The following is a 16,543-nucleotide window of genomic DNA, read 5'->3' on the forward strand; positions in this document are numbered from 1 at the left end:
CTGAAAACACCCTCTAAGAACCGGGACGGCCGCATTATACAGAACCGAGTATCCCAGATGTCAGAAGCGTCCCGAAACCATTCCGGAAAAATAAGACGCGACATTATAGCGGCGCACAGGTTATGAGTCGAGGAAAGCAAGCGAATGTTGTCGCGGTAAAATTCACGCGTGAATCGTTCCCTCGGCTAAAACTCCTGTGGCGCACTAAGTAAATAGAGGTGTCGCCTACACAGAAACACAAACGGCCTAAGGGCCGTTTGCTAAATTCTCACTTACTAATACCCTAAATCAGGCCGGAATTACTACTGTTATCCGGCCTGTTTTGGATTAATTCTGTCACTTAAGCTAATGTGCCTGCGCCGCGACAAGGTGGTGAGTTCGGTACGGTGTCTTGCAAACCTGCCCACTCTTTCAGCGTATAAGTGTGCAAGGCAAGCGCATGAACACTGCCCGCCAGCTCATCAGCCAACACACTATAAATCGCGCGGTGGCGACTCAGAAAGCGCTGATCTTGAAATTTATTGCTGACGATCACAATTTTAAAATGACTTTCAGAACCGGCTGGAACATTGTGGCGATAACTTTCATTAATCACCTCCAAATGATCCGGTTCAAATGCCACTTTTAGTTTTTCTTCAATTTGTTCCCGAATCAAAATCATCATGCTCTCCTTACCGCTGAGGCAGAAAGCTGCCCACTACCTATCTATTCCAAACCCAATACCTATCTATTGCAAACCCACTACCTACTGCAATATTAGTTGATTTCCGCTGTTTTATAACATTTCAGATACAAAATATCCCGAATATCTCCCTTCTGCGCCTTTCGGGTATAAGGCGAATCTGATAGTCAGAGGAAAAGGTTACTTGTAAGGTCTTTAAGCAAAATGAAAGGTCACTGGGGGGAAAATCACTTTTTTTGCTGAATTTCTCTGCATCGGGATCTTCCACCAGCCAATCTCAGTGCTATGATGGCGCGACTGCAAATTCGCAAAATAACATGGCAGCTATCCCGCTCTGATTATTAAAGAATTCCATAACTATTGAGAAAGTGAACATGCTAAAGAAAATTCTTTTCCCGCTGTTGGCTGTTTTTATACTGGCGGGTTGTGCTGCCAGTAACAACACTCTGAATGTCACACCGAAGGTGGTATTGCCACCACAAGATCCAACACTGATGGGGATTACTATCAGTATCAATGGCGCAGATCAGCGGCAAGATGCGGCACTGGCTAGAGTAAATCGTGATGGTCAACTGGTGGTATTAACCCCATCCCGTGACCTGCGTTTCCTGTTGCAGGAAGTGCTGGAAAAACAGATGACAGCTCGCGGCTATATGATTGGCACCGATGCTCCAGTTGATTTGCAAATTGTAGTAAACCAACTGTTTGCAGACGTACAAGAAGGTAACCTGCGCTACAACATCACCACTAAAGCGGATATCTCCATTACTGCGACCGCAAAAAATGGGAATAAACAGGTTAAAAACTACCGCGCCAGCTATAACGTTCAAGGCGCATTTACTGCGACTAACGAAAAAATCACTAATGCCGTTAATACTGTGTTGAGCGACGTTATTGCAGATATGGCGCAAGATACCAGCGTCAGCGGCTTTATTAAACAAAATGCCCGCTAATCAGTTGTTCGCTTAACATCATTATTACTGCTTAACAGAATGCTCTGCTCCAACCTTGGGGCAGAGCATGTAGGTCTCACATGCCCAATCGTTATTCAAACCTTTTTACCCAACGTAATTCTCTGATTCTTTTATTGTTGGGATTTGCTTCCGGGCTTCCCTTAGCCCTTACCGGTGGTACGCTGCAAGCATGGATGACGGTTGAAAACGTCGATCTGAGAACCATTGGTATCTTCTCTCTGGTTGGTCAGGCCTACGTTTTCAAGTTCCTCTGGTCCCCCTTGATGGACCGCTATACGCCCTCATTTCTTGGCCGTCGGCGCGGTTGGTTGGTGATAAGCCAACTATTATTAATTGCCGCTATTGTTGTCATGGGCTTTATGGAGCCGGCTAAGCATTTATGGTGGCTGGCGGCAATCGCCGTGTTAGTGGCCTTCTGTTCTGCATCGCAAGATATTGTTTTTGATGCCTACAAAACCGACTTACTTACCGCAGAAGAACGTGGCACTGGTGCGGCAGTTTCAGTATTAGGTTATCGGTTGGCAATGCTGGTTTCAGGTGGGCTGGCACTGTGGATAGCTGATCGCTATCTTGGTTGGCAATCCACTTATTGGCTGATGGCTGGGTTAATGCTCATTGGGGTATTTGCCACCTTATTGGCCCCCGAACCTGATATCCGTATCGCGCCACCAAAAACGTTGGAACAGGCGATCGTCGCCCCATTGCGTGATTTCTTTGGCCGCAACAATGCCTGGCTGATTCTGCTGTTAATTGTGCTGTATAAAATGGGCGATGCCTTTGCCGCAAGTTTGAGTACCACCTTTCTGATCCGTGGTGTTGGGTTCGATGCCGGTGAAGTGGGGTTAGTGAATAAAACATTAGGACTGATTGCCACCATTATTGGCGCATTGTATGGCGGTCTGTTAATGCAGCGCCTCAGCTTGTTCCGTGCGTTGATGATATTCGGTATTTTACAAGCTATCTCGAATGTGGGTTATTGGCTGTTATCCATCACTGACAAGAATATCTTCTCCATGGGCAGTGCCATCTTCCTGGAAAATCTGTGCGGTGGTATGGGAACTGCGGCGTTTGTCGCATTACTGATGACACTATGCAATAAGTCATTCTCTGCGACACAATTTGCTCTGCTATCAGCGCTATCAGCCGTTGGGCGTGTTTATGTTGGCCCTATTGCGGGCTGGTTTGTTGAGACTCATGGCTGGCCTCTCTTCTATTTATTCTCAATCGCAGCAGCCATTCCAGGGCTAATACTGCTCTATATCTGTCGCCAAACACTGGAACACACCCAGAAGACTGATGAATTTATGCCTCGAACCGCCTTTAAAACCGCTTATCGCTGGGCACTACGCTTGTTGACCGTTGGCTGTATATTGTTAGCTGCATGGCTAATTTTACTGATAAGTAACGCACTGGATTGGACCGCCGCGCCGCACGTGGCTGATATGTTGTTACTGCGCGGTATTCAGCTCAGCGTAGTCGGGATGCTGCTGGGCGGAGTATTAGACTATCTGGCACTCAGGCGCGAAAAATTAGCCTAATAAACTGTATTAGATGACACAGGCCGGTACTGATACCGGCCTTTTTTATGCACGTAAAATAGGCCACCTGAATCCTCCACCACCCATTCATTGAGACAAGTCACAAATTTCAGTAACAGTTGCATATTGTTATTCACAAAATGAGATCCAAGTCACTTTCGACTCTTTATCCTTTCGTGCTGTAAGACTATGATGAGCGCACTTTTTGTTAAGGACTGTGTCCTTTTGTTTCCCCTGACATCTTTCAACTACACAGAGGCATTTATGCGTAAAATTCTTATCGGTGCGCTCGCGCTGACAGCAATCACTTTGGCTCCAGTTGCACAAGCTGAATACCAGTGGGGTTTTGGTAATATCAGCATGAACTATCTTGACTGGACCCGAAGCACTACGCATAAATCAGGGGATTCATCACATAAAGATGACTTCGCCTATATCGAGTTAGAAGGGGGTGCAGGTTATAGCTGGGGGGAGGTTTATGGCTTCTTTGATCTAGAAAACCCATTTAATTCAAAAACAGCACAACCCGGTGATAATCAGCGCTACACCTTTAAAACGACTGGCCGTTACTATTTAGGTGATACCGGATTCAACCTGTACGGTCACGTCTATGGCACATACTCGCTACCAAGTGCTGAAGGTAATGATTACAGTAACTTCCACGAAGTTAACACCTTGTACGGTGTTGGCTATAACGCAACGCTAGCGGGCGTGTGGATGAAGCCTTTCGTGGCATTACATTATGTTGATCAAACCTATTATTCAGGTAATAACGGTTATGTGGTGGGTTGGGTTGCAGGATATGACTTCACCGCGTTTGATGAAAAATTCAGTATTACCAACTGGAATGAGCTTGAATTCAACCGTGCAGAACGCTATGCGGCGGGTAACGGTGGCCGTAACGGTGTGAACGGTGCCATTTCACTGTGGTGGACACCTGTTAAGCAATTCACCACCGGTATCCAGTACCGCTATGCTTATAACAAACTGGGCGAAGACTTTTTACAAGATGCTATCATTTACTCTATTAAATATAATTTCTAGCTGAATGATTCCGAGGTGGCTATTTAGATCACCTCGGAATATATTTTAATTTACTTTTGCACCACATATTATTTACACAAAATAAGCCTATTTACGAATTTAAAATCAGTATTTCCCATGAGTAAAAGGCTAATTACCGTTGTTTTTCCTTAACATCCGCAGTCTGGCAGCCATGTCTCACCGCCAACATATTGTTGCTATTAGTAAATTACCACGCAAGGCAACATCTGTGACCCCCTTAACATAAAGTGTCAACAAGCCGCTGACACAATCTTAAGCATGTTTACAGTCTTGCAACCTTCCCGTAAAATGCCCGCACACATGAAACGACAATAGAGCCCTTTTGTAATTGAGGTCGTTAGATGAGACTTAAGAAATACATTAAAAATATGGGTATGTTGTCTTTATTTGCAGCCACGGTAATGCTCAGTGGTTGCGATATGGCATTGATGAACCCCAAAGGCGCAATCGGAGTCGAACAAAAAACACTGATACTTACTGCTATCGGTTTAATGTTGATCGTCGTGGTTCCGGTTATTTTTATGGCGTTTGCTTTTGCATGGAAGTTCCGCGCGTCCAACAAAAGTGCGACCTACACCCCAAACTGGTCCCATTCCAACAAAATTGAGCTTGTTGTCTGGGCTGTTCCAATCATTATCATCGCTATTTTGGCGACGATAACGTGGAAAACCTCCCACGAACTTGACCCGTTCAAACCTATCGTAGTGGCCGGTAAAGAACCGATCACGATTGAAGTGGTTTCCCTTGACTGGAAATGGCTATTTATCTATCCAGAGCAAGGTATTGCTACAGTTAATGAACTGGCCTTCCCTACTGATGTTCCGGTGAATTTCAAAATCACTTCTAACTCAGTAATGAACTCGTTCTTTATCCCTCAGTTAGGCGGGCAGATTTATGCGATGGCCGGGATGCAAACCAAGCTGCATCTGATTGCTAACGAAGCCGGTAAATACAACGGTATTTCCAGTAGCTTCAGCGGTAAAGGCTTCTCTGGTATGAAATTCACTGCGATTGCAACACCAACGCAGGAAGACTTCAACCAGTGGGTCGCACAGGTGAAAAAATCGCCGAACACCCTGAATACCACTGACGATTTCAATAAACTGGCTGAACCGAGCGAAAATAGCCCGGTTGAGTATTTCTCCAGTGTTAAACCGGAGCTGTTTAAAGGAATTATTGGCAAGTTTATGGGCGATATGAACATGCACCAGAAAGGCGATGACATGCATAAAGGCATGGATATGAGCCAGGGCATGGATATGGGCGAACACGCCGCTCACGCCGGAGCCGAGGAATAAAACGATGTTGGGAAAATTAACACTTGATGCGGTTCCACTACACGAACCAATCATTATGGTTACCGTTGCTGCAATTATTTTGGGTGGGCTAGCATTAGTCGCCGCCTTGACCTATTTCGGTAAATGGAAATGGTTATGGAGCGAATGGCTGACTTCGGTTGACCATAAGAAAATCGGTATCATGTACATTCTGGTCGCCATGGTCATGCTGTTGCGTGGTTTTGCCGACGCCATCATGATGCGTAGCCAGCAAGCACTTGCTTCCGCAGGTGAGGCTGGCTTCCTGCCACCTCATCACTATGATCAGATTTTCACCGCTCACGGCGTTATCATGATTTTCTTCATGGCGATGCCGTTTGTGGTTGGCCTGATGAACATAGTCGTACCGCTACAAATCGGTGCTCGTGACGTTGCCTTCCCGTTCCTGAACTCACTGAGCTTCTGGTTCTTTGTCGTCGGGGTGGTGTTAATTAACATCTCTCTGGGAGTGGGTGAATTCGCGGGAACCGGTTGGTTGGCCTATCCGCCACTGTCAGGTAAAGAGTACAACCCAGGTGTCGGGGTAGATTACTGGATATGGAGTCTACAGATCTCCGGTCTGGGGACCTTGCTGACCGGTGTTAACTTCTTCGCCACTATTTTGAAAATGCGTGCACCTGGCATGTCGATGATGAAGATGCCTGTCTTCACATGGGCGGCACTTTGCACCAACATTTTGATTATCGTTTCTTTCCCGATCCTGACTGTGACCGTCGCGTTACTGACCCTGGACCGTTACCTTGGCACCCATTTCTTTACCAATGATATGGGTGGCAACATGATGATGTACATCAACTTGATTTGGGCCTGGGGCCATCCAGAAGTGTACATTTTGGTCCTGCCGGTGTTTGGGGTGTTCTCCGAAGTTACCGCGACCTTCTCTAAAAAACGCCTGTTCGGTTACACCTCTTTAGTGTGGGCCACCATCGCTATCACCGTACTGTCGTTTATCGTTTGGCTACACCACTTCTTTACTATGGGATCCGGTGCCAACGTTAACGCCTTCTTCGGTATAGCCACGATGATCATTTCCATCCCAACAGGGGTGAAAATCTTCAACTGGTTGTTCACCATGTATCAGGGCCGTATTCAGTTTCACTCTGCAATGCTGTGGACCATTGGCTTCATTATCACCTTCTCTATCGGTGGGATGACCGGGGTTCTGCTGGCGGTTCCAGGTGCAAACTTCGTTCTGCACAACAGTCTGTTCCTGATTGCCCACTTCCATAACGTGATTATCGGTGGTGTGGTGTTCGGTTGCTTTGCTGGCTTGACTTACTGGTGGCCTAAGTCCTTCGGCTTTACGCTTAATGAGAAATGGGGTATCCGTGCCTTCTGGTTCTGGATCATCGGTTTCTTCGTTGCCTTTATGCCGCTGTATGTCCTGGGCTTTATGGGCATGACCCGTCGTCTGAGCCAGGATATCAATCCAGAGTTCCATGCGATGTTGATGGTGGCAGCAGGTGGTGCAGCATTAATTGCCTGCGGTATCTTGTGTCAGGTTATCCAGGTCTTCGTGAGTATCCGTGACCGCGAACAAAACCGCGATCTGACCGGTGACCCATGGGGTGGCCGTACGCTGGAGTGGTCTACCTCTTCCCCACCGCCGTTCTATAACTTCGCCGTAGTGCCTAACGTCGTCGACCGTGACGAGTTCTGGGATATGAAAGAGAAAGGCGAAGCCTACAAACGTCCGGCGAAATACGAAGAAATCCACATGCCGAAGAATACCGGTGCAGGTGTGATTATTGCTGGCTTCAGCTTGATCTTCGGCTTTGCCATGATCTGGTACATCTGGTGGCTGGCCATTATTGGCTTTGTCGGCATGATTGTTACCTGGATTGTGAAGAGCTTCGACGAGGATGTTGATTACTATGTGCCAGTTGCAGAAGTTGAGCGCATTGAAAATCTTCATCATGAACAAATCAGCAAAGCAGGCGTGAATCATGTCAACTGAAACTCTGACTAACCACAACGTCGCCCATGCAGAGCATGGGCATCACGATGCGGGAGCGACGAAAGTCTTCGGCTTCTGGATCTACCTGATGAGCGACTGTATTTTGTTTGCGACGTTGTTCGCAACTTATGCAGTGTTGGTAAACGGGACCGCTGGCGGTCCTTCAGGGCGGGATATCTTCGATTTGAACTTTGTTCTGGTCGAAACCTTCCTGTTGTTGTTCAGTAGTATTACTTACGGCATCGCGATGCTGGGCATGAATAAAGGCCATAAAAATCAGGTTAATACTTGGTTAGGTCTGACCTTCCTGTTCGGTCTGGGCTTTGTGGCAATGGAAATCTATGAATTCCATCACCTGATTGCTGAAGGTTATGGCCCGGATCGCAGCGCGTTCCTGTCCAGCTTCTTCGCACTGGTTGCCACCCATGGTATTCACGTTACCACTGGTCTGGTCTGGATCATCATTATGATGATTCAGGTAGCAAAACGCGGTCTGAATGAAACCAACCGTACCCGCCTGATGTGTCTGAGCTTGTTCTGGCACTTCCTGGACGTGGTGTGGATCTGTGTGTTCACCGTTGTCTATCTGTTAGGAGCCATGTAATGAGTCATCCAACATCTAGTCACCCAACAACGACTCACGGTGGAGCCAGCCACGGTAGTTTGAAGTCATATCTTATTGGCTTCATTCTGTCGGTGATTCTGACAGTTATTCCATTCGCTATGGTGATGAGTGGTACCGCCTCTCATACAACTATTCTGGCCACGGTGGTTGGTTTAGCTGTGGTGCAGATTATTGTGCATCTGGTGTACTTCCTGCATATGAATGGATCGTCTGAAGAACGTTGGAATCTGGTGGCGTTCCTGTTCACCGCTATGATTATCGCAATCGTTGTAGTGGGCTCACTCTGGATTATGTACAACCTCAACATCAATATGATGGTTGACTGAAGAGCTGCATGTGATGATTAAGCAATACCTGCAAGTAACTAAACCAGGAATTATTTTCGGCAATTTAATTTCTGTCGTTGGGGGATTTCTCCTCGCTTCCAAAGGCGTGATTGATTACCCCCTTTTTCTCGCCACCCTGATCGGTGTCTCGTTAGTTGTTGCCTCCGGGTGCGTATTTAACAACTATATCGACCGTGATATCGATCGCATCATGGAGAGAACGAAGAATCGTGTCCTGGTTAAAGGGCTTATCGATCCGAAAGTGAGCCTGATTTATGCGTCCGTACTGGGTATTGTTGGCATGCTGTTGCTCTACGTGGCCGCCAATCCATTAGCAATGGTGCTGGCGGTTATCGGTTTCGTTATCTATGTCGGGGTGTATAGCCTCTACATGAAACGTAAGTCAGTCTACGGGACATTGATCGGTAGCCTGTCTGGAGCCGCACCACCAGTGATTGGTTACTGTGCGGTCACCGGCCAGTTCGATATGGGTGCATTGATTTTGCTGCTGATTTTCAGCTTGTGGCAGATGCCGCACTCCTATGCCATTGCGATTTTCCGCTTTAAGGATTATCAGGCTGCCAACATTCCGGTTCTGCCGGTAATAAAAGGCATATCGGTCACCAAAAACCATATTACCTTGTATATTCTGGCATTTATGGTTGCGACCCTGATGCTGACATTAAGTGGTTATGCCGGTTATAAGTATCTGGTCGTCGCGGCGGCGGTCAGTGTCTGGTGGCTGGGCATGGCATTACGTGGCTACAAAGCAACCAATGACAGTGTGTGGGCGAGAAAACTCTTTGTCTTCTCTATCATTGCTATTACGTCATTGAGCGTCATGATGTCAGTTGATTTCAATGTCCCTTCCTCAGCGGCTGGATTACTGACTTACGTCGGGTAATGCCAACCGCGTTGATAGATACGAATAGAGTGGCTGGTGGGCCTATTACTGCCAGCCACTTTTTATTTCCGCCCTGCCCTGCTTTTCCCTAAAATCTTGCCTGTAATACATTCTAAACATCAATAGATTTACCGGCCCCTATTAACATCATTACAATACACACTATAGATTTCAAAGTGCGGCCAACACACCTGCACCTTGAAAGATGGCGATATCGTGCAGAATGTTTTTTTGAGGTGTAATGAACGACAATAAAATGACTCCGCTTGAGCTTCGGGCAACCTGGGGGCTGGGTACGGTATTCTCACTGCGCATGCTAGGCATGTTTATGGTGTTGCCGGTTCTCACCACCTATGGCATGGCACTTTCCGGTGCCAGCGAAGCGCTGATCGGCATTGCGATTGGTATCTACGGATTGGCCCAAGCCATTTTCCAGATCCCTTTTGGATTAGTTTCCGATCGTATTGGCCGCAAACCGCTGATCGTTGGCGGCCTGTTAATTTTTGCGCTTGGTAGCGTAATTGCTGCTATGAGTGATTCTATTTGGGGCATTATTCTTGGCCGCGCGCTGCAAGGCTCTGGTGCCATTGCCGCCGCCGTCATGGCACTGTTGTCTGATTTGACCCGTGAACAAAATCGCACCAAAGCTATGGCCTTTATCGGCGTCAGTTTTGGTATTACCTTTGCGATTGCCATGGTGCTTGGGCCAATCGTCACCCATGCCTTTGGCCTGCATGCCCTGTTCTGGGCTATAGCCATACTGGCACTATTAGGTATTGTCATCACATTAGCTGTGGTGCCGGATGCGGATAGCCATGTACTTAACCGCGAATCGAGCATTGTCAAAGGTAGCGTCAGCAAGGTGTTGAGTAACAGTCGGTTGCTTAAACTCAATTTTGGCATTATGTGCCTGCATATTTTGCTGATGTCGAGCTTTGTCGCATTACCGCAGATTATGGCCAATGCAGGTTTAGCCCCAGCTCAACACTGGAAAGTGTATCTGGTGACCATGTTGATTTCATTCGCGGCTGTGGTGCCATTCATTATTTATGCTGAAGTCAAACGCCGAATGAAACAGGTCTTTATGGGCTGCGTTGCGGTGCTGTTTGCTGCCGAAATGGTGCTTTGGTCTGCCGGTCATAACCTCTGGGTGATTATTGCTGGCGTACAATTATTCTTCATTGCGTTCAACGTGATGGAGGCTATCTTGCCATCATTGATCAGTAAAGAGTCGCCAGCCGGTTATAAAGGCACCGCAATGGGGATCTATTCCACCAGCCAATTTATAGGTGTCGCTATTGGTGGCAGCTTGGGTGGCTGGCTATTTGGTATGGAAGGGGCAAGTATGGTGTTTGCTGGCGGTGCAGTGATTGCATTAGTGTGGTTTGCTGTCAGTACCACCATGCAGGAACCGCCGTATGTCAGTAGCCTGCGAATTACCTTGTCAGAATTGGCAGTGAAAGACTCAGCATTGGAACAGCGGCTTAAAGCTCAGCCAGGCGTGACGGAAGCGGTAGTGGTAACGGCTGAACGCAGTGCATATATCAAAGTGGATACCAAACAGACTAATCGCAACCAGTTGGAGCAGTTAGTTAACGCGGTATAGGAATACATTGAGGTACAAAGGTGAACAGCACCTTTGTACCTGTATATCCATCGATGCAATATCAGTCGCGGAAGTTATTGAACTGGAATGGCTGCCCCAGATCAGCACCACGAATCAATGCCATGACGCTCTGCAAATCATCACGCGCTTTGCCCGTTACCCGGACTTGTTCGCCCTGAATTTGTGCCTGAACTTTCAGCTTGCTGTCTTTAATCAGTTTAACCAGCTTCTTAGCCTGCACACTTTCGATCCCTTGTTTCAGCTTGGCTTCCACACTGTAGGTTTTACCACTGCGATCCATCTCTTCCGGGATCTCCAATGCAGCACCTTCAATGCCACGCTTGCTCAATTGAGCGCGCAAAATATCCAGCAACTGCTCAACCTGAAAATCAGATTCGCTGACAACTTTGATACTTTCGTTCTTTTCATTTAACTCAAAACTGGCCGGAACATTACGAAAATCCCAACGGTTCGCCAGATCACGGGTGGCGTTTTCAACTGCGTTACGCACTTCCTGCATATCAATTTCAGATACGATGTCGAAAGATGGCATATTCCCTCCTCCTGATAAGATGACTGGCAAGCATAATAACCGCTTTATCCGCGCAGACAAAGCCAAGCCGCTGACAATTACGCAACGAAGCCACTGTTATTAGCGGATCCGATTTGTTGTCAGCCCTGCGTTTAATGACCAAAAAGTCTATATCCCCGTCATACTTCAAGCTGCATGTACGTTGGCCGCGCTCAATCACCCCAGTCACTTACTGATGTAAGCTCTTAGGGGTCACTCACTTACCGCCTTCCTGCAACTCGAATTATTTAGGGTATAATCAAAGCATAACACTTAGAAACAAGCAGTGTGCTTTCCGCTTACACCAAGGGGGTTTCAATGAAAATTACTGTGCTTGGTTGCGGAGCTCTCGGGCAGTTATGGCTATCAGCGCTGTATCAGCAAGGCCATGATGTACAAGGCTGGCTCCGTGTGCCACAGCCCTTTTGTTCGGTCAATGTTATTACGTTAAGCAATGAGGCGTTCAATCAGAACCTGCCGACTAACGATCCCGAGCATTTGTCGAAAAGTGAATTACTACTGGTGTGTTTAAAGGCGTGGCAAGTGTCCAGCGCCGTCATCGCCCTATTACCCAAGCTCAACCCTGAGTGCAAGATTTTACTGCTGCATAATGGTATGGGGACTGAGGAGGAGCTTCCGCATAATGAGTATACATTTCTGCATGGTGTAACCACCCATGCAGCCCGACATGACGGCAACACGATTGTCCATGTCGCTAGCGGTATTACTCATATTGGCCCAACCACCCCAACGGCAATAGATATCAGCCATCTGGCCGATGTATTGCATCAGGCGTTGCCGGATGTCGCCTGGCATAACGATATATCCGCCGCTTGTTGGCAAAAACTGGCGGTAAACTGTGTAATTAACCCACTCACTGGCCTATATAACTGCCGCAATGGTGACTTGCAGCGTTACCCGGAGCTGGTTACCCGTTTATGTGCCGAGGTAGCCAGTGTGATGGAGATGGAGGGCTACCACACTTCCACCAGCAGTCTTTTAAGCTATGTTAACGATGTCATTCAGAGTACCGCAGATAATATCTCATCGTTATTGCAGGATTTACGCTGCCAGCGGCATACCGAGATAGATTATATTACCGGCTATTTACTGCAGCGCGCACGCAATCACGGTATGACGTTACCGGAAAATGCTCGGCTGTATGATTTAATCAAACGGAAGGAAAATGAGTATGAGCGTATCGGCGCTGGTTTGCCTGGCTCCTGGTAGTGAAGAGACTGAGGCGGTCACCACTATTGATGTTCTGGTGCGCGCCGGTATCAAGGTAACAACCGCCAGTGTCGCCAGTGATGGGGCATTGGAAATTGTCTGTTCGCGCGGTGTCCGGTTGCTGGCAGATACCCGTTTAGTGGATGTGGCGGATCAGAAATTTGATGTGGTCGTCCTGCCTGGCGGCATAAAAGGTGCGGAATGTTTTCGCGATAGCCCACTGTTGATTGCCACTGTGCGTCAAACCCATAATGAAGGGCGATTGGTGGCCGCCATTTGCGCCGCTCCCGCCTTGGTGCTTGAGCATCATAATTTGTTCCCTGTCGGCAATATGACCGGCTTCCCGGCGCTGAAAGATAAAATCGATGCCACTAAATGGATGGATCAGCGGGTGGTCTATGATCGACGGGTGAATTTGGTCACCAGCCAAGGGCCAGGTACCGCCATCGATTTTGCACTGAAGATCGTATTTTTGCTGCTAGGAAGGGAAAAGGCAGAAGAGATCGCCTGGCAGTTGGTGCTGCCACCGGGGATTTATAACTATACCCTTCGGACTTGAAGCCGCAGGGTTGGTTAGCTACGCGCAGTAGCCGTTAACTCCCCCCAACGAGGCGTAGCGAGCAAAATCAGTCTGGTGGGTGCGCCCAGCGCACAGCCAACGGAGCGTACACGTAGTACGTGACGGCGGCGAGCACTGCGCAAGCCCAGAATGGCAAAGCGCAGTAGCCGTCAATTATTCAAAAACTAAGGGCGGTACACTTTTACGTTTGTATACCCCTGCTCACGCAAATAAAGCGCCTGCAAACGGCTCATCACACCGCGATCGCAATACAGTAGATAGCTCTTGCTCTGATCCAAATCGGCAAATTGCGAACTCAGTTTATAGAACGGTAGCGCACGGACTTCAATCCCGTCCAGCTTCAGTGGCTTTTCTTCCTGCTCATCGGGAGCACGAATATCCAGCAGCACATCGGTATCGGCCAACTCTGCAACCGTTTCAACTTCAACTACCTGTTCGCGGCTTTGTTCGGCAATTTCGCGAATATCAACGTTTTTAGCTTCGCTGACGACTCGGTCCAGAATAGAGAAATCAAAGTGGGACTCCTCTTCTTCAATCTTGGCTTTGACCGCTTTCACCGTCGGGCTTTTCGAAATCACGCCACAATATTCCGGCATGGTTTTTGCGAAATCTTCAGTGCCGATATGCCGCGCCAGATTAATGATGTGTTCTTTGTCATGGGATATCAGCGGGCGTAAAATTAGGGTATCTGAAGCATTATCAATTAAACGCAGATTGGTTAATGTCTGGCTGGAAACCTGCCCCAGCGCTTCACCGGTAACCAGTGCCTGCACACCATAACGTTCCGCAACCTGAGATGCTGCTCGCACCATCATGCGCTTGAGTACTACGCCCATCTGACCGTCTTCGACTTTTTCGAGGATTTCGCCAACAACCGGTTCAAAATCAATAGCAACAAAACGTACCCGGTGGGAGCTACCAAAACGGCTCCACAGATAATGAGCCACCTGTTTAACACCAATTTCGTGGGCGGAGCCACCGAGATTGAAGAAGCAATAGTGTACACGGCAACCACGGCGCATGAGCATATAGCTGGATACGCCTGAGTCAAAACCGCCTGAAATCAGCGATAACACATCCTCCTGCGTACCGATCGGGAAGCCCCCCAACCCTTCATGGCGCGCCTTAATCAGCGTCAGTTTGTCCTGATCGACTTCCAGATGCACCGTGACCTGAGGGTGACTCAGCTTTACTTTAGCGCTTTCAATATGTTGATTCAGACCGCCACCGACGTATCGCTCAACATCACCAGACGAAAACTCATGCTTGCCACGGCGCTTCACCCGCACACAGAAGGTTTTCCCGATCAGTGTCTCGCGATAAGCTTCCAGCGTCTGCTCAAAAATATTGTGCATATCGGTGTAGCTGCGATCTTCTACTTCGAGAATATGGTGAATCCCCGGCACGCGGGTCAGCGCATCACAGATAACCGGGCCAAGATTGTCATCTTTGGTACGAATTTCAATATGATCCCAATGACGGACTACCGCAAGGGTATCGTCCTCAAGGTTTTTCAGTACATTGCGAATATTCGTAGTGAGGATCTTAATGAAGCGCAATCGCACAGATTGACTCTTGATGGTGATTTCTGGGAACAATTTAATGATAAACTTCATGGCGGTCTTTAGTTGTCTGGTTATGGAGTGATGGCGCTGCTATTGATAGCAACAGTCAAAGGCTTTAGCGAAAACATGCAAGCCGAGGAGTATATCACTATATGACGTGCCACTGCGTACTAAAAACCCGACTTAAACGTCACGATTTCCCCTTCATTATCCGCTAGAATAGCCGGTAATAATTTTTTGGCCCGAATGTGATTGATATGGTGAGTCACTCTTAGAGAAAACCTCATTAGCAGGACTGGGTTACGCACCATCAATGTCACGTTTCATAAAAATATCGAGTCGAATAGCACTATGCCGAAAAAAGCCGCAACACCAGAAACCAAAGCGACCAGTTTTGAGACATCGCTCAGCGAACTGGAACAGATTGTGACCCGCCTGGAGTCCGGTGAATTACCGCTGGAAGAGGCGTTAAACGAATTCGAACGGGGTGTACAACTGGCCCGTCAGGGGCAGCAAACCTTGTTACAAGCCGAACAACGCGTGCAAGTTCTTCTCAGTGATGATGTAGATGCACCGTTGGCACCTTTTACCCCGGATGCTGAGTAGCCTTATGTCTATCGCCCACTCATCTGCTGATTTTCAGCAGCAACTTGCGGCTCATCAACAACGGGTCAATCAGGCACTGCTTGATTTTATTGCTCCGCTACCCTTTGGTGACAGCGACTTAGTTGCCGCCATGCGTTATGGTGCTGTGCTCGGCGGTAAGCGGCTGCGCCCTTATCTGGTTTATGCCACCGGTCAAATGTTTGGTCTGTCGCTGACGAATTTAGATGCCCCTGCGGCTGCAATTGAATGTATCCATGCCTATTCATTAATTCATGATGATTTACCGGCCATGGATGACGATGATTTACGCCGTGGCCAGCCGACTTGCCATGTGAAATTTGGTGAGGCCAATGCCATTCTGGCGGGGGACGCACTGCAAACGCTCGCGTTCTCTATTCTGGCTGAAGCGAATATGCCCGATGTGGCAAATAAAGATCGCTTGTCGATGATTGCTGAATTAGCTAAGGCCAGCGGTGTTGCGGGGATGTGTGGGGGCCAGGCATTGGATCTGGAAGCCGAAGCGCGCCAGATTTCACTGACCAATCTTGAACAGATCCACCGCTATAAAACCGGTGCATTGATCCGCGCGGCAGTTCGCCTCGGTGCATTGGCGGCAGGGGCTCCAGGGCGCAGGGCTCTACCGTTACTTGATCGTTACAGTGAGGCCATTGGTCTGGCCTTTCAGGTTCAGGACGATATCTTAGACGTTATCGGCGATACAGCTACAATTGGTAAGCGTCAGGGATCAGACCAGCAACTCGGCAAAAGCACTTATCCGGCACTGCTGGGATTAGACAATGCCAAGGCCAAAGCACTGGATTTGTATCAGGAAGCGCTCAGCGCCCTGAATGCCTTGTCAGAGCAATCCTATAACATAACGCCGTTGCAGGCGTTAGCCTGTTTTATTATTGAGCGTGATAACTAGAAATAGACTGATCGTTAATAAACGCTGATATACCCCAAGAACTTAATGTTGC

Annotated in this window: 16 protein-coding genes; 13 read left to right on the forward strand and 3 right to left on the reverse strand. The window is 48.1% G+C overall.

Going from position 1 to position 16,543, the window contains the following annotated elements; all coding sequences use genetic code 11:
- Nucleotides 1–340 precede the first annotated feature (340 nt).
- Nucleotides 341–661 carry a transcriptional regulator BolA gene (gene bolA, locus EL015_RS16010; protein WP_072088782.1) on the reverse strand — a complete coding sequence of 107 codons (321 nt, stop codon included), beginning with the start codon at nt 659–661 and terminating at the stop codon, nt 341–343.
- Between the two features lie 395 nt (nt 662–1,056).
- Here bolA and EL015_RS16015 point away from each other — a divergent pair, with 395 nt between their 5' ends.
- From EL015_RS16015 to EL015_RS16055, 9 genes are all read left to right on the forward strand, one after another.
- Entirely contained in the window at nt 1,057–1,635 is a 579-nt protein-coding gene (locus EL015_RS16015; protein WP_032905597.1) for a lipoprotein, read from the forward strand.
- A gap of 80 nt (nt 1,636–1,715) precedes the next feature.
- The gene (ampG, locus tag EL015_RS16020; protein WP_005182189.1) at nt 1,716–3,194 is read left to right on the forward strand and encodes a muropeptide MFS transporter AmpG; all 1,479 of its coding nucleotides are present in this window, start codon (nt 1,716–1,718) and stop codon (nt 3,192–3,194) included.
- Nucleotides 3,195–3,458: 264 nt separating this feature from the next.
- Nucleotides 3,459–4,238 (forward strand): nucleoside-specific channel-forming Tsx family protein, encoded by a 780-nt coding sequence (locus tag EL015_RS16025; protein WP_005182185.1) that lies wholly within the window; start codon nt 3,459–3,461, stop codon nt 4,236–4,238.
- A gap of 362 nt (nt 4,239–4,600) precedes the next feature.
- Entirely contained in the window at nt 4,601–5,557 is a 957-nt protein-coding gene (gene cyoA / locus EL015_RS16030; protein WP_032905595.1) for a cytochrome o ubiquinol oxidase subunit II, read from the forward strand.
- Nucleotides 5,558–5,561: 4 nt separating this feature from the next.
- Nucleotides 5,562–7,553 (forward strand): cytochrome o ubiquinol oxidase subunit I, encoded by a 1,992-nt coding sequence (gene cyoB / locus EL015_RS16035; RefSeq protein ID WP_005182181.1) that lies wholly within the window; start codon nt 5,562–5,564, stop codon nt 7,551–7,553.
- The gene (locus EL015_RS16040) at nt 7,543–8,157 is read left to right on the forward strand and encodes a cytochrome o ubiquinol oxidase subunit III (RefSeq protein ID WP_032905593.1); all 615 of its coding nucleotides are present in this window, start codon (nt 7,543–7,545) and stop codon (nt 8,155–8,157) included. Before cyoB ends, EL015_RS16040 begins: the two co-directional genes overlap by 11 nt.
- Complete coding sequence (locus tag EL015_RS16045; RefSeq protein ID WP_032812973.1) at nt 8,157–8,504, forward strand: cytochrome o ubiquinol oxidase subunit IV; 348 nt, start codon at nt 8,157–8,159, stop codon at nt 8,502–8,504. The genes EL015_RS16040 and EL015_RS16045 overlap by 1 nt, the downstream gene beginning before the upstream one ends.
- A 13-nt stretch (nt 8,505–8,517) precedes the next feature.
- A complete protein-coding gene (gene cyoE / locus EL015_RS16050; RefSeq protein WP_005182174.1) occupies nt 8,518–9,408 on the forward strand; it encodes a heme o synthase in 891 nt (296 codons plus the stop codon).
- A gap of 241 nt (nt 9,409–9,649) precedes the next feature.
- Nucleotides 9,650–11,014 carry an MFS transporter gene (locus tag EL015_RS16055; protein WP_005182172.1) on the forward strand — a complete coding sequence of 455 codons (1,365 nt, stop codon included), beginning with the start codon at nt 9,650–9,652 and terminating at the stop codon, nt 11,012–11,014.
- A gap of 61 nt (nt 11,015–11,075) precedes the next feature.
- On the opposite strand, the gene EL015_RS16060 is transcribed toward EL015_RS16055, so the two are convergent.
- On the reverse strand, nt 11,076–11,567 hold the full coding sequence (locus tag EL015_RS16060) for a YajQ family cyclic di-GMP-binding protein (protein ID WP_005182170.1): 492 nt from the start codon (nt 11,565–11,567) through the stop codon (nt 11,076–11,078).
- Between the two features lie 336 nt (nt 11,568–11,903).
- Between EL015_RS16060 and panE the strand changes: the two genes are divergently transcribed.
- Together panE and yajL are read left to right on the forward strand one after the other, a co-directional pair.
- Nucleotides 11,904–12,815: a 2-dehydropantoate 2-reductase gene (gene panE, locus EL015_RS16065; RefSeq protein WP_005182168.1), complete on the forward strand. Its 912-nt coding sequence runs from the start codon at nt 11,904–11,906 to the stop codon at nt 12,813–12,815.
- A complete protein-coding gene (yajL, locus tag EL015_RS16070) occupies nt 12,778–13,374 on the forward strand; it encodes a protein deglycase YajL (RefSeq protein ID WP_032905592.1) in 597 nt (198 codons plus the stop codon). Before panE ends, yajL begins: the two co-directional genes overlap by 38 nt.
- A 185-nt stretch (nt 13,375–13,559) precedes the next feature.
- On the opposite strand, the gene thiI is transcribed toward yajL, so the two are convergent.
- Nucleotides 13,560–15,011, reverse strand: coding sequence for a tRNA uracil 4-sulfurtransferase ThiI (thiI, locus tag EL015_RS16075; RefSeq protein WP_005182164.1), 1,452 nt, complete (start codon nt 15,009–15,011; stop codon nt 13,560–13,562).
- 300 nt (nt 15,012–15,311) lie between these two features.
- On the opposite strand from thiI, the gene xseB reads away from it, so the two are divergent.
- On the forward strand, nt 15,312–15,566 hold the full coding sequence (xseB, locus tag EL015_RS16080; protein ID WP_005182160.1) for an exodeoxyribonuclease VII small subunit: 255 nt from the start codon (nt 15,312–15,314) through the stop codon (nt 15,564–15,566).
- 4 nt (nt 15,567–15,570) lie between these two features.
- A complete protein-coding gene (ispA, locus tag EL015_RS16085) occupies nt 15,571–16,491 on the forward strand; it encodes a (2E,6E)-farnesyl diphosphate synthase (RefSeq protein WP_005182157.1) in 921 nt (306 codons plus the stop codon).
- Nucleotides 16,492–16,543 lie beyond the last annotated feature (52 nt).

The organism is Yersinia intermedia, assembly GCF_900635455.1.
Classification (GTDB): Bacteria; Pseudomonadota; Gammaproteobacteria; order Enterobacterales; family Enterobacteriaceae; genus Yersinia; species Yersinia intermedia.